Source organism: Alsobacter sp. R-9, from assembly GCF_054612375.1.
Genome location: NZ_JBTSWJ010000002.1, coordinates 355,031 through 368,140 on the forward strand (window position 1 = coordinate 355,031; position 13,110 = coordinate 368,140).

Sequence of the window (13,110 nt, forward strand, 5' to 3'; positions counted from 1 at the left end):
CGTCACGCTCAGCCGGTGGCCGGTTGCGGCGGCGCCGCACCGAGCTGGTCGGCGTTGACGCAGTTGCGCGTCTCGCCCCGTTCGAGGAGGGCGAGGGCGGTCTCCAGACCCTTGGTGCGCAGGTCGTCGAGGGCCGAGGGACTGTAGAAGGCCGAATGGGGTGTCAGCACGAGACGCCCGTCGATCCACGGCTCCCGTGCCCGCCATGCGGCGAGAAGCGGGCTCGCCGGGTCCGGCGGCTCCTGCGGGAGCACGTCGAGCGCGGCGCCCGCGATGCGGCCCTGCCGCAGAGCATCCGTGAGCGCAGCGACGTCGACGAGAGCGCCGCGGGCGGTGTTGACGAGGACGAGACCGGGCTTCGCCTGCGCGAGGATTCGGGCGTCGATCATGCCGCGCGTCGCGTCCGAGGCCGGCGCGTGGAGGCTGACGACGTCGCTCGCAGCGAAGAGTTCCTCCAGGCTGCCGACGCGTCGCGCAGCCAGCGCGATCTCCATGCCGCTGGAGAGGTAGGGGTCGTAGAACGCGATCTCCATGCCGAAGCCACGGGCGCGCGCCGCTGCTGCGGTGCCGATCCGGCCCATGCCGACGATCCCGAACGTGAGGCCGCGGATGCGCCGGATGGTCGGCGAGGCGGCGTAGCGCCAGCCTTCGGCGGGGTTCTCGCGGATGAGGCGGTCGTTGTGCACGACGCCGCGCAGCAGGCCGAGCGCCAGCGCCAGCGCATGGTCGGCGACCTCCGAGGTGCCGTAGTCGGGCACGTTGCACACCGGCACGCCCGCGGCGCCCCACGCGGCGAGGTCGATGTTGTCGTAGCCGACACCGAGCCGCACCACGATGCGGCAGCGGGGGAAGGCCTCCGGCGGGTGTCCGAGCGTGTTGCCGGCCGAATAGACGACGAGGGCGTCGGCTTTCGCGCGCAGATCGTCGGGCACGGGGCCGCTGACATGACGGTGGATCGTCGCCCGCCCGGCCGCGACGCGGCGTTCGAGGTCGTCGTCGGCGTCCGGCGGGAGATGGACGAGGACGATGTCCATGGCTCCTCAGCCCTTGCCGATGACGGCGATCGTCTCGCCCATCTTCACCACGTCGCCCTCCGCGTGGAGCAGCGCCGCCATCACGCCGCCGGCGGGGGATTCGATCTCCACGACGGCCTTGTCGGTCTCGATCTCGGCGACGATCTCCTGAGCGGCAACGGCTTCGCCGGCCTTCTTCAGCCAGCGCACGAGCTTGCCCTCGCTGACGGTGAGGTCGCCGAAGGGCATCTTGACCGGCTCGCCCGGCGGCAGGTCGACCGCTGGCGCGGCTGGTTTGGCGGCTGGCGCCGTGACGGCGGGAGCGGCCGGGCGGGGTGCTGCCGGCGCGGGTGCCCGTGCGGCGGCGGAGCGTCCGATACCGCCCGCCGTCAGGCGTTCGGACGGCGCGACCCGACCGTCCAGCAGGTCGCGCGCGGCCCGGGCGATCTGGTCGACGTTGACCAGCATGGCCCGCTCCAGCGCCGGCGCGAAGGGGTGGGGCATCGGCCGCGTATGCAGGCGAGCCACCGGGGCGTCGAGGTGGTCGAACGCGAGCTCCTGGATGGCCTGGCCGAGCTCGGCGCCGACGCCGTAGAGGGCGTAGGCCTCGTCGACCACGAGCAGGCGGTGCGTCTTGCGCACGCTCGCGGCGACCGTGTCCACGTCGAGCGGCTGGATGGTGCGCAGGTCGATGACCTCGGCCTCGATGCCCTCCGCGGCCAGGGCCTCGGCGGCCTCGAGCGACCGGTGCAGCAGCTGCCCGGCCGAGGCGATGGTCAGGTCGCGGCCTTCGCGCGCGATCCGGGCGACGCCGAACGGCACGAGGTGGTCGCCCTCGGGAACCGGCCCCTTGCTGGCGAACAGCGCCTTGGTCTCCAGCATCAGCACGGGGTCTCCGGCGCGCAGCGCCGTCTTCATCAGGCCCTTGGCGTCGGCGGGGGTCGACGGCAGGCACACGATCAGCCCGGGAATGTGCGCCCAGGAGGGATGGTAGGTGCCGGAATGGTGCGGTCCGGCTGACCGCACGGCGCCGGCGCCGACGCGCACGACCATCGGGGCCACCATCTGGCCGTTCGACATGTAGCGCAGCTTGGCGGCCTGCAGCGCGATCTGCCCACCGGCCTCGAACAGGAAGTCGGCGAACATCAGGTCGGCGATGCAGCGAACGCCCGTCGCCGAGGCGCCGAGCGAGGCGCCGGTGAACCCCAGCTCGGAGATGGGCGTGTCGACCATCCGCTCCTTGCCGAACTCCTGGTAGAGGTTCTTGGTGTGGGCGAAGGTGCCGCCGCGTTCGCCCGTGCCCTCGCCGAAGTAGATGATGTTGGGATTGCGCCGCATTTCCTCGGCGATGCCGTCGCGCACGGCGTCGAGCCAGCTGGTCTCGACGAAGCGGGTGTCCTCCGGCATGGGCGCGAAGGCGTCGGGCGGGTTCACCGGATCTGCGTAGGCGTGCAGGTGTGCCGTCGCCGGGTCGGGCTCGGGCGAGCGGCGGGCGAACTCGATGCTCTCCTTCACGATGCGGTCGATCTCGGCCTCCACGGCCTCGATCTCCTGCATGGTGACGACGGCATAGTCCTCGACCAGTCGCTTGCGGAAGGTCGTGACGGGGCAGCGCTTCACCCAGTCGTCGATCTCCTCCTGGGTGCGGTAGATGCCGACGACCGGGTCGCCCTCGTGGTGGCCGACCGTGCGATAGGTCTTCGACTCGATCAGGGTCGGGCCGTCGCCGCGGCGGGCGCGGGCCGTGGCTTCCTGCATGACCTGCCAGACGGCGACGACGTCGTTGCCGTCGACCGCGACGCCCGGGATGCCGTAGGCGGCGGCGCGCGTGGCGATCTCGGGGTTGAGCGTGACGTCGCGCAACGCGGTCGCCGTCGCGTAGAGGTTGTTCTCGCAGACGAAGATGACGGGAGCCCGCCGGGCGCCGGCGAAGTTCAACCCTTCGTGGAAGGCGGCGTGGTTCGCCGCCCCGTCGCCGAAGAAGGCGACGGCGACACCGTCGGTGCCGCGGAACTTGGCGGAGATCGCCGCGCCCACGGCGGAGGGAATTCCGCCGCCGACGAGGCCATTCGTGCCGAAGAGGCCGGTCGCGGTGTCGTAGAGATGCATCGTGCCGCCGCGCCCGCCGCAGCAGCCGTCACGCTTGCCGTAGAGCTCGGCCATCAGCACGTTCGGGCTCATGCCCTTGGCCAGCGCGTGACCATGCCCGCGGTGCGTGGAGGTGATCCAGTCGGTCAATCGCAGATGGGCGCAGACGCCGACCGCCGTGGCCTCCTCGCCGATGTAGAGATGGAGAAAGCCCGGTGTCTCGCCGGAGCGGCAGGCGACCTGCGCGGCGAGCTCGAACCGCCGCAGCAGCACCATCTCCCGGTAGAGCTTGAGGAGGGTCGGGCCGTCGAGCCCCTCGGGCAGGGGCGGGACGTTGGAACGGGCGTCGACGGAAGAGAGCCTCGGGCGGGCGGCCATCGTCGCCTCCTCAGAAGTCGCGGGCGAAGCCGGCGGTCCAGCCGCCGTCGACGGCGAGGATGTGGCCGGTGACGTAGGAGGAGGCGGGCGCGACGAGGAAGAGCGCGCCGTTGGCGATCTCCTGCGTCGAGGCGGGCCGGCCGAGCGGGATGTGGGACATCAACCGCGCATGGGCGTCCTGTGCCTCCTTGGCGTTGTGTATCCACTTCGCCCAACCCTCGGTGGCGGTCGAGCCGGGGGCGATGCCGTTCACGAGGATGCCGTCGGGCGCGAGTTCGAGGGCCATCGAGCGGGTGAGGTTCACGACGCCCGCCTTGGCCGCCACGTAGGAGCTCTGCAGGCGCATCGGCACGAGGCCGAGGACCGAGGCGATGTTGACGATCCGCCCGCCGCCGTTCGCCTTCATCGACGGGATCACGGCGCGGCTGACGAGGAAGACGCCGGTCAGGTCGATGGAGATGAGGTTGTGCCAGGCTTCGACCGGGAACTCGTCGACCGTCTTGCGCTCGTCCGCCTTGACGCCGATGCCGGCGTTGTTGACGAGGATGTCGATGCGCCCCGCGGCCTTCAGCGCGGCGTCGACGCCTCGGACGATGTCGTCGCCGTTCGAGACGTCCATGGGCACGAAGTGGTGCCCACCCTTCGCTGCGTGCTCGGCGAGGTCGCCGGGCTGCCTGTCGCTGTAGATCAGGGTGGCGCCGTTGTCGGCCAGCGTGTCGGCGATGGCGCGGCCGATGCCCTGAGCCGATCCGGTGACGAGCGCGACTTTCCCCGCGAGATCGACCCGCATGGTGTTCTCCTCGGCGCTTCCTCGTCCCGGTCTCTTTCTTCCGCGCCGGGTGCGGCAGGCAACTTGTTATAACATCTTCGGGCCGGTTCTCCGGTCCTGTCAAGGCGGTTGCAGGCGCTCGTCAGCGCGTCGCGCCCGCCGTGAGGGAGTAGCTCAGGCTGTAGCCCTCGGCGGGGAAGCGGGTGAACGCGACCTCGACCGGGGTGTCGCCCGGGGCCCGCCGGTAGACGAGCTGGGTCGTCAGCATGGGTTCGTTTCGCCGGCAACCGAGAAGGCGAGCATCCTCGGCGTCCGCCTTGGCCGCACGCACCGTCATCGTCACGTCTGCCACGGCGATGCGCAGGCGGCTCGCCAGCACGCGGAAGATGATGACGTCGTCGAAGTCGGCGAGCGTCAGGCGGGCCCCGATGTCGGGCGGGAAGTAGATGATGGACCTCGCATAGGCCCGGCCGCGCCGTTCCAGCAGGCTGCGCAGGCACCAGAGCGGAGCATGGGCGTCGAGACCCAGCGCGGCCGCGGCCTCCGGCGCAGTCTCGGCACGGTAGCCGAGGATGTGCAGGCTGGCGTCGCCGGCCGAGGCGATGAGGTCGTCCAGCGTGTCGATCTGCCAGACGGGACGCGGCGCGGGCTCGCGCGACACGACCTGCGTGCGGCGCCCATGCTGCTTGAGCACGTAGCCTTCCGCCTCGAGGCCCTGAAGGGCATGGCGAACCGTGATGCGGCTCGCACCGAAGCGCTCGCCGATCTCCTGTTCGGACGGGAGGCTGTCGCCCTCCGGATAGTCGCCGCGCCGGATCGCATCCCGAAGCGCATCGCGAATCAGGCCATGCAGGGGCCGCCGCACGGCCCGTCCGTCCGGTCCGGATGCCTGCATCCGTTCTTCCCTGCCCATGGGGGCATCGTTGCGCCGAAGCCGCCCGCTGGCAAGGCGCTCAGGCGAGGGGGAACTCCCGGCGCAGGCTTTCCCAGCGCCGGCCGGTCTCGATCCCGCCCTCGACGTGCCCGTCCGGTGCGAACAGGTAGGGCGGCCGCGGCGGACCGGTGCGGACGAGCTTCGAGCCCCACAGGCGCCCGTGGGCGATCGGGATGTTGTAGTCGACGAAGTTCTCCAGCTTGCCGCCGGGGAACATGGGAGCCTGCGCCCACCACATGCGCGCGCCGATGTGGTCGGCGCGGTCCCAGTCGCGCGCCTCGACGGCGCGGGCGAGGGCCACCAGTGGCTCCGGCCCGTCCGCGACGTTCCCGGTCCAGCAGGCGAGGGCGGCGTCGGGATGGGCGCGGGCGAGCTTGCCCCACTGGGCGTCGATGGGCAGCACCCGCATGCGGCCCTCGACGGCGAGGAGGTCGTCCACGATCGAGGGGCCGCCGATGTGCTTGGTCGCGACGATGGACCGGTTGCGGGACAATTCCCGGTAGGTTTCGGTCGCGATCTTGCCCTTGAAGGCGAACTCGTTGTCGTAGACGACGATCGGCACGCCGGGGCAGGCCTCCGCCACGTCGGCGTAGAAGCGGACGATGGCGGGGTGGTCCATCGCCATCCACATCGGACGGCCGAGGAAGAGGCCGTCGGCGCCCAGCGCCACGAGGCCGCGGGCGCGCTCGATCGTGTCGCGTGTGTTGAGGGTGGTGACGCCGGCGAAGAGCAGCGCCTTGCCGCCATGCGCCTGGACGATGGCGTCCGTGAAGGCCCGGTGTTCGCGCCACGTCAGCGTCGGCCCTTCGCCGAAGCTGCCGCCCGTCATCAGGATGCCGACGCCCGCGTCCACCACCATGCGAACCATCGCCGCGGTCGCCTCGAGATCGACCGACTGCTCGCAGGACCAGTGGTCGGCGTCGGGCGTGGAGGGTGTCGGGAGGATGCCGACGATGCCGCGGATGGCATCGACCGTGATGCTGGACGAGAGGCGGGACATGGGGACTCCGGAGCGGGGCAGGGGTATGCCGCTGCCAGAGTGCGGCGGCCCCGGCCGCGTGCCAAGACGTGTTCTGTCAGTGCGAGCGGCGGAGCGTCTGCGACGGCGTCTCGCCGAACCGGGCCGCGTAGTAGGCCGCGAACTTGCCCAGATGCCCGAAGCCGCTGTCCGAGGCGGCTTCCGTGACGGAAGCGACCTTGCGAAGGGTGAGCAGCTGCCGCGCGAGGTCCAGCCTCGCATTGCGGACGAAGTCCGTCGGCGAACACGCATGCTCCTGGCGGAACAGATGCTGAAGCTGCCGGATGCTGACTCCGGCTGCGGTGGCGATCATGTCGACGGTGAGTTCGTCCGAGAGCCGCTCGCGAATGAACTCCATGGCCGCGCGAAGGGGCAGCGGCGAGATGCCGCGGGGGTGGATGTCGTTGCGCATGACCCCCGCGAGCACGTTGGCCGTGTGCAGGAGGAGGCCGTCCTCCTGCATCCGGTGATGCAGTGCGAGGAATCGCGGCGAACCCGCCTCCTCCGTGGAGTTGAATACGTCGGCGGCCATCCACTTGAGCCTGTCGAATCCCGGCAGGTCGGTGCGCATGGCCGCGAGGGACAACAATCGCTGGAGCGGCTGGTCCACGTCGAGGCGCTTCAGCATGGTGCTCAGTGCACCGGCGTCGAAGCGGATGACGAACTCGCTGTAGCCGTTCTCGGCGGTGAAGGAGGCGGGTTGGCTGACGGTGAAGCTGCCGCCCCTGCGCGCGGCGCATTCGTGGGTCTCGCGGCCGGTCGCGACGATGCAGCGTCCTGCCATCGGGAAGAAGACCACGGGAATGGCCTCGCCATCGACGGTGAACCGGGCATGCGGCTCCCAGGTGCGGGACAGGTGGACGGATCCGCGCTCGACCGTGCGATAGCGGAGGCGGAACGACCGTTCGAGCGCGCTGATGGCGCGGACGCGGCCCGTCCTCCCGCGCAGGGCGGCCAGAGCCTCGTCGGGGTCGCGGTACTCGATGTCGGTCATGCCATGCCCATCCACCGCCAGCTTGGCTGCACCCCTAGGACAGTCAACGGCATCGTGCATCTCTCCTGATCACTTCGAGTTGACAATGAGTTGCGTTTAGGGGCCGCAACTGCGCGTACGGGATAGCGGGGCGGGTCCCGGCGGGTGACAGATGATTGGCTTCGGGCGGCAGACCCGGGGCGTCCGGTTGGCCTGGGTCGCGAGCTCCCACCCGTCAAAATGGTCGCCGGAACCGGCCTTCGGAGCCCGCCGGACTTTTTCTCGAGACCCGGCGGCCGTCATGGCCGCCTTTTTTTCGAGATCATCAGTCTTCCGGAGACGGGTGGCTCCGTCGTCGCCGTTCGACGAGCCGCTCGGCAAGCCACAGCAGCGTGACCACCGCCACCGCGGCGACCAGCCCCACCAGCGCGATCCGGATGAACCCGGCTCCCGCGGCCATGCCCAGCGCGCTCGTCATCCAGAGACTGGCGGCCGTGGTCAGGCCCCGCACGGTGCCGCGCGAAACGAAGATGACTCCCGCACAGAGGAAGCCGATGGCCTGCGCCAGTCCCTGGATGGCCCGGCTGGGATCGGCGGACTGCACCTGCCGCTGCAGTTCCAGCGCAATCAGCATGGTGGCGGCCGAACTCAGCGCCACCATCATGTGCGTCCGTACGCCGGCCGAGAACCCGCGAATCTCGCGGTCGAGGCCCGCAACGAAGCCCAGGAGAGCGGCCACGCCCAGACGCCAGACGAGGTCTGGCCAGGGAATCGCCGCGGGGCCCAGCATGTCCATCCGTGCCTCCTCCGCCTTTCGACGGGGAACGGCACGGAGCAGCAGGCGTTCCGCGGCAGGCGAGGCGAACGTCAGACGTCGAGCGTGAGCAGGACCGGCTGGTGGTCGGACGCGCGGGTGTCGACGTCGTAGGCGATGCCGCGGACGTTGGGGACGAGGTCCTCGCTGACGAACACGAAGTCGCAGCAGTGCGGCGGCGAGTGGCTCTGGTCGACGATGCAGAAGCTCGGCGGATGCGGCTGCCCGGGGTGCACGACCGTCCAGGCATCGCGCAGGGACGGCACGCCGGGCCCGAAGGGAACCTCGATCGCCCGCTTCACCGGGTCGTCGTCCTTCATGTTGAAGTCGCCGGTCAGGATGGCGCGCGTGGTGCCGGGCTGCGGCATGAACGGGCCGTAGTAGGGAGACGGAGGGGTCGCGACGCGCTCGCAGGCTGCGCGGTGGGCCTCGCGGATGCCCTGCACCTGCGCCGCGCGAAGCTTCACGGACGACCATTCGAGATGGGTCGTCATGACCCGGACCGGTCCCGACGGCGCCATGAGCGTCGCCTCGATCATGACGCGCGGCATGTTGGGCGTGGCGTCCGCCTCCCACGGCAGCAGGTAGCGCATGACCTGCCCGACCGGCAGGCGCGACAGGATCATGTTGCCGAAGCGCCGGCGCCGCCCGCCTGCCTGCAGCGGCGGCACGTCGACGGCGACGCCGTCGATCGCCGCGAAGCCGGGAAACAGCGCGGCCATGGCGGCGAACTGGTCGCCGCCGTCGTTGTCCTTCAGGTCCGGCATGCCGTCCGACAGTTCCTGAAGGCAGACGACGTCGGGATCGCCCATCCGGCGCACCTCGGCGGCGATGCGGGCGAGGTCGCAGCGCCCGTCGACCCCGAGCCCCCACTGGATGTTCCACTGCAGCAGTTTCATCGAAGGACCTCAGCGGATGCCGGCGCGCATGAAGCTCTGCACGAACTGGCGCTGGAAGATCAGGAAGGCGACGAGGAGCGGGCCGGAGGTCATCAGCGTGGCGGCGGTGATGACGGACCAGTCGATCCCCTGGTCGACGGAGGAGAACACCGAGAGGCCTACCGTCAGCGGCCTGGTCTCGACGGAGTTGGTGATGATGAGCGGCCACAGGAAGTTGTTCCAGTGGAAACTCACCTGCACGAGCGCGTAGGCGAGGTAGATCGGGCGGGCGAGGGGCACGTAGACGCGCCAGAGCACGCCATAGGTGCTGCAGCCCTCGATCCGCGCCGCGTCCTCGAGGTCGCGCGGTACCGTCATGAAGGCCTGGCGCAGCAGGAAGATGCCGAAGGCGGAGGTGAAGTAGGGCAGGGCGACGCCGAAAAGCGTGTCCACGGCCCCGAGCGAGCGGATCGTCCGGTAGTTCACGACCGCCAGGATGTCCGGCGAGATCATGAGCTGAAGCAGGACGAGGCCGAACAGCACGTCGCGGCCACGGAACTTCGAGCGGGCGAAGACGAAGGCCGCCATCGTGCACAGCACGCACTGGGCGATGACGATCATCGCCACGATGAGGATCGTGTTGAGGAAATAGCGGGAGAACGGCGCGGCGTCCCAGGCGCGGCGGAAGTTCTCCAGCGTGAGCGGCGCGGTGAGGTCGAAGCGGGTCGAATAGGCGGCCGGATGGAAGGCCGTCCAGATCGCGTAGAGCAGGGGGGCGAGCCACAGGAGCCCGAGGATCCAGGCGATCGCGGTCTCCCCGTGCCGCACCAGCGGCGATCTGCGGTCGACTGCGCTCATTGGTAGTGCACCCGGCGGCGGGCGAAGAGGAACTGCACGAGCGCCAGCAGCGAAAGGACCGCGAGCAGCACGACGGTGAGCGCCGTCGCGAGGCCCTGGTCCCAGAACTTGAAGCCGGTCTCGTAGATCATCAGCAGCAGGACGTTGGTGGCGTTGTCGGGACCGCCATGCGTCATGACGAAGATGTGGTCGACCGTGCGGAAGGCGTTGATCACCGCGTTGACGAGGATGAACAGCGTCACGGGCGCCAGCAGCGGCCAGGTCACGCGGCGAAAGAAGGTCCACCGCGACGCACCCTCGATCGCGGCGGCCTCGCGCAGGTCCGGCGGGATCTGCTGCAGCGCCGCGAGGTAGAAGATCATAAAGAAGCCCGCCTCCTTCCACACCGTGACGGCGATGATGGCGCCGAGCGCCGTCTCCTGCTGGCCGAGCCAGTTGGTCGCGCCGAACCCGAAGAGGCGCAGCACCTGGTCGAGGAGGCCGTAGTCGGGCGTGTAGAAGAACAACCAGATGTTCGCGACCGCGATCATCGGCAGCACGGTGGGCGTGAAGTAGGCGAGGCGCAGGAAGCCGCGGCCGGCGACCTTCCCGTTGACGAAGAGCGCCATCGTCAGGGCCAGCGCGACCGAGAGCGGGATCGTCGCCACGGCGTAGATCGTGTTGTTCCACAGCACCTTCCAGAACAGCGGGTCGGCCGCGAGATCCTGGTAGTTCTGCAGCCCCACGAAGCGTGACGGGCGGCGCGGCCGGGGCGTCGAGTAGAGGCTGTCGATGAGCGTCACCACCACCGGCACGTGCGTGAAGGTGGCGAACAGGACGACCGAGGGCAGCAGCAGCAGCCAAGCCTCCGCCGTCTCGATCCAGCGGCGCCGGCGCGCGCCGGCGGCTCCGGCACGGGTGCCGGCGAGGGGCATCGAGAGGGGGGCGTTGCTCACGGGTCGGACCGGTGGCGAAGGGCGCCGGGCGGCAGGGTCCGCCCGGCGCGCCGTCTCACTTGTAGTCGCGCAGGATGCGCTCGGCCTCGCGCTGGGCGTCGTCCATGGCGGCCTTGGCCGTCTTGGAGCCCGTGATCGCGGCCTGCAGGTTGTCGTTGAACACCTTCATGACGCGCTGGGCTTCGTGCACGGTGATCTCCGGCACGGCGTACTTCAGCTGGTCGCGCGCCACGCCCGCCTGCGGGAAGCCGGCGAGGTACTGCTTCATCACCGGCGTGTCATAGGCCGCCTGCGAGGTGGCGACGTAGCCGGTGGCGATCGACCACTCGGCGGCGCGCTCCGGCGTTGTCATGAAGCGCACGAACTTGAACGCGGCTTCCTGCTTGGCCGGCGGGATGTTCTTGAAGATGTAGAAGTTTCCGCCGCCCGTCGGGGCGCCGTAGCTGACCTTGGCCGGCAGCATGGCGACGCCGAAGGGGAAGGTGGCGTTGTTCTTGATGTTGGTGAGGTTGCCCGTCGTGGTCCACATCATGGCGAGCTTCTTCTCCAGGAAGTCCTTGGGGGTCGTGCCCCAGGACGTGAGGCCCGGAGGCTGCACACCCTGCTTGGAGAGGTCGATGAGGTACTGCAGCGCCTCGACGACCTTGGGATCCGCGAAGTTGGTCTTCTTGCCGTCCGGCGTGAACAGCCGCACGCCGTTCGCCGTGGTCAGGCCGGTGAAGAGCCAGGAGGTGTTGCCGTCCGTCGGGATCTGGACGCCCCACTGGGTGACGTTGCCCGACGCGTCCTTCTTGGTGAGCTTCTTGGCGAAGTCGGCCATCTCCTGCCAGTTCGCGGGACCCTTGTCGGGATCGAGGCCCGCCTCCTTGAAGGCGTCTTTGTTCCAGTAGAGCACGGGCGTCGAGCGCTGGAACGGGATGGCGTAGGTCTTCCCGTCGAGCTTCGCGTTCTCCATGAAGCCCGGGTAGAAGCTCGCGAGCCACGCCTTGTCCTCGGCCGTCTTGGCGAGGTCGTCGATGGCGACGACGGCATTCTCGTCGGTCAGGGTGATGATGTCGGCGGCGAGCAGGATCGCCATCTCGGGCGTGTCGCCGCCCTTCATGGCGGTCAGCGCCTTGCCGATCGTCTGGACGTAGTCGCCGGCGTAGATCGGCTTCACCTTCACGCCCGGGTTCTGCTTCTCGAACTCGGCGGCGTAGCCGTCGATCAGCTTGGTGATCGGGCCGGAGACGGCGATCGGGTAGTAGAAGCGGAGTTCCATCTCCTGCGCGGAGACGGGCACTGTGGAAGCGGCGAGGGCTGCGGCCAGCGCGCCCCCGAGTGCTGTGCGGCGGGTCAGGTGGATCATCGCGTCAGCCTTTCTGGACGGATCTCGGGGCTTCGGTCATGCGTCCGCTTTCGCGCCGCAGCCCCGTGGCGGCGTCGAAGCGGTGTTCGTCATGGGCGCTCCAGGCGAGCGAGACGCGCTCGCCCGCGGCCGGTCGCCGGGCGCCCGCCACGCGGGCGAAGACCTGCGCGCCGTCGGGTTCGCCGAGAGGGCGCAGGCCGACGATGGCATCGGCCCCGAGATACTCGACGCCGGCGACGACGTGGTCGTCCTGTCCCCCGGACGGCGGCTCGATCCGCAGGTGCTCGGCTCGCACGCCGACGATGTCGCCCTCGGGGATGCCGGCCCGGTTCGCGGAGGTGAACATGTTCATCGGCGGCGCGCCGATGAAGCGCGCGGCGAAGACGCTGGCGGGCCGCTCGTAGAGGTCGGACGGGGTGCCGGCCTGCTCGATCACGCCGTCATTCATCAGGATGATCTGGTCGGCCATGGTCATGGCCTCGATCTGGTCGTGCGTGACGTAGATCATCGTCATCGCAAGGCGCTGCTGCAGGGAGCGGATCTCGAGCCGCATCTCGTTGCGCAGCTTGGCGTCGAGGTTCGAGAGCGGCTCGTCCATGAGGCAGACGGGCTGCTCGCTGACGATGGCGCGGGCGAGCGCCACGCGCTGCCGCTGCCCGCCCGAGAGCTGGCCCGGCTTGCGGGCGAGGTAGGGGGCGAGGCCCGTGAGCGCCGCCACCTGCTCCAGTCGCTTCTTCTGCTCGTCCTTGGGCACCTTGCGGACCTGGAGGCCGAACAGGATGTTGTCGGCGACGTCGAGATGGGGGAACAGCGCGTAGGACTGGAACACCATCGCGATGCGCCGGTCCTTGGCGGCGAGATGGGTCACGTCCTGCCCGCCGATGGAGATTCGCCCTCCGGTGGGATCCTCCAGCCCGGCGATCAGTCGCAGCGTCGTCGACTTGCCGCATCCCGACGGCCCCAGCAGCACGCACAGGTCGCCGTGCGGGACGCTGAAGGAGACCTCCCTGACGACGGCCTTGCCGTCGAAGCGCTTCTCGAGGGATTCGACGTCGATCCGCGACACGTGCTTTCCGTCCCGGCGCTCACTGCCGCCCGTTGACC

12 protein-coding genes are annotated in these 13,110 nt (G+C 69.8%); all 12 read right to left on the bottom strand.

Going from position 1 to position 13,110, the window contains the following annotated elements; translation table 11 throughout:
- Positions 1-8: 8 nt before the first annotated feature.
- Positions 9-1,034 carry a C-terminal binding protein gene (locus tag ACX9GQ_RS04395; RefSeq protein ID WP_459628319.1) on the bottom strand — a complete coding sequence of 342 codons (1,026 nt, stop codon included), beginning with the start codon at positions 1,032-1,034 and terminating at the stop codon, positions 9-11.
- A 6-nt stretch (positions 1,035-1,040) separates the two neighbouring features.
- Positions 1,041-3,479, bottom strand: a complete 2,439-nt coding sequence (locus ACX9GQ_RS04400) for a thiamine pyrophosphate-dependent enzyme (RefSeq protein WP_459628320.1) — start codon at positions 3,477-3,479, stop codon at positions 1,041-1,043.
- A 10-nt stretch (positions 3,480-3,489) separates the two neighbouring features.
- Positions 3,490-4,269 carry an SDR family NAD(P)-dependent oxidoreductase gene (locus ACX9GQ_RS04405; RefSeq protein WP_459628321.1) on the bottom strand — a complete coding sequence of 260 codons (780 nt, stop codon included), beginning with the start codon at positions 4,267-4,269 and terminating at the stop codon, positions 3,490-3,492.
- A 121-nt stretch (positions 4,270-4,390) separates the two neighbouring features.
- Complete coding sequence (locus tag ACX9GQ_RS04410) at positions 4,391-5,143, bottom strand: GntR family transcriptional regulator (protein WP_459628322.1); 753 nt, start codon at positions 5,141-5,143, stop codon at positions 4,391-4,393.
- A gap of 58 nt (positions 5,144-5,201) precedes the next feature.
- Positions 5,202-6,182 (bottom strand): dihydrodipicolinate synthase family protein, encoded by a 981-nt coding sequence (locus tag ACX9GQ_RS04415; protein WP_459628323.1) that lies wholly within the window; start codon positions 6,180-6,182, stop codon positions 5,202-5,204.
- Positions 6,183-6,258: 76 nt separating this feature from the next.
- Positions 6,259-7,194 carry an AraC family transcriptional regulator gene (locus ACX9GQ_RS04420; protein ID WP_459628324.1) on the bottom strand — a complete coding sequence of 312 codons (936 nt, stop codon included), beginning with the start codon at positions 7,192-7,194 and terminating at the stop codon, positions 6,259-6,261.
- A 304-nt stretch (positions 7,195-7,498) separates the two neighbouring features.
- Positions 7,499-7,969 carry an MgtC/SapB family protein gene (locus ACX9GQ_RS04425; RefSeq protein ID WP_459628325.1) on the bottom strand — a complete coding sequence of 157 codons (471 nt, stop codon included), beginning with the start codon at positions 7,967-7,969 and terminating at the stop codon, positions 7,499-7,501.
- A gap of 71 nt (positions 7,970-8,040) precedes the next feature.
- Positions 8,041-8,886, bottom strand: coding sequence for an endonuclease/exonuclease/phosphatase family protein (locus ACX9GQ_RS04430; RefSeq protein ID WP_459628326.1), 846 nt, complete (start codon positions 8,884-8,886; stop codon positions 8,041-8,043).
- A gap of 9 nt (positions 8,887-8,895) precedes the next feature.
- Entirely contained in the window at positions 8,896-9,723 is an 828-nt protein-coding gene (locus ACX9GQ_RS04435; RefSeq protein WP_459628327.1) for a carbohydrate ABC transporter permease, read from the bottom strand.
- Positions 9,720-10,658, bottom strand: coding sequence for a carbohydrate ABC transporter permease (locus ACX9GQ_RS04440; protein WP_459628328.1), 939 nt, complete (start codon positions 10,656-10,658; stop codon positions 9,720-9,722). The genes ACX9GQ_RS04435 and ACX9GQ_RS04440 overlap by 4 nt, the downstream gene beginning before the upstream one ends.
- Positions 10,659-10,713: 55 nt before the next feature.
- Complete coding sequence (locus tag ACX9GQ_RS04445; RefSeq protein ID WP_459628329.1) at positions 10,714-12,006, bottom strand: ABC transporter substrate-binding protein; 1,293 nt, start codon at positions 12,004-12,006, stop codon at positions 10,714-10,716.
- Between the two features lie 4 nt (positions 12,007-12,010).
- Positions 12,011-13,072 (bottom strand): ABC transporter ATP-binding protein, encoded by a 1,062-nt coding sequence (locus tag ACX9GQ_RS04450; protein ID WP_459628330.1) that lies wholly within the window; start codon positions 13,070-13,072, stop codon positions 12,011-12,013.
- Positions 13,073-13,110: the final 38 nt, after the last annotated feature.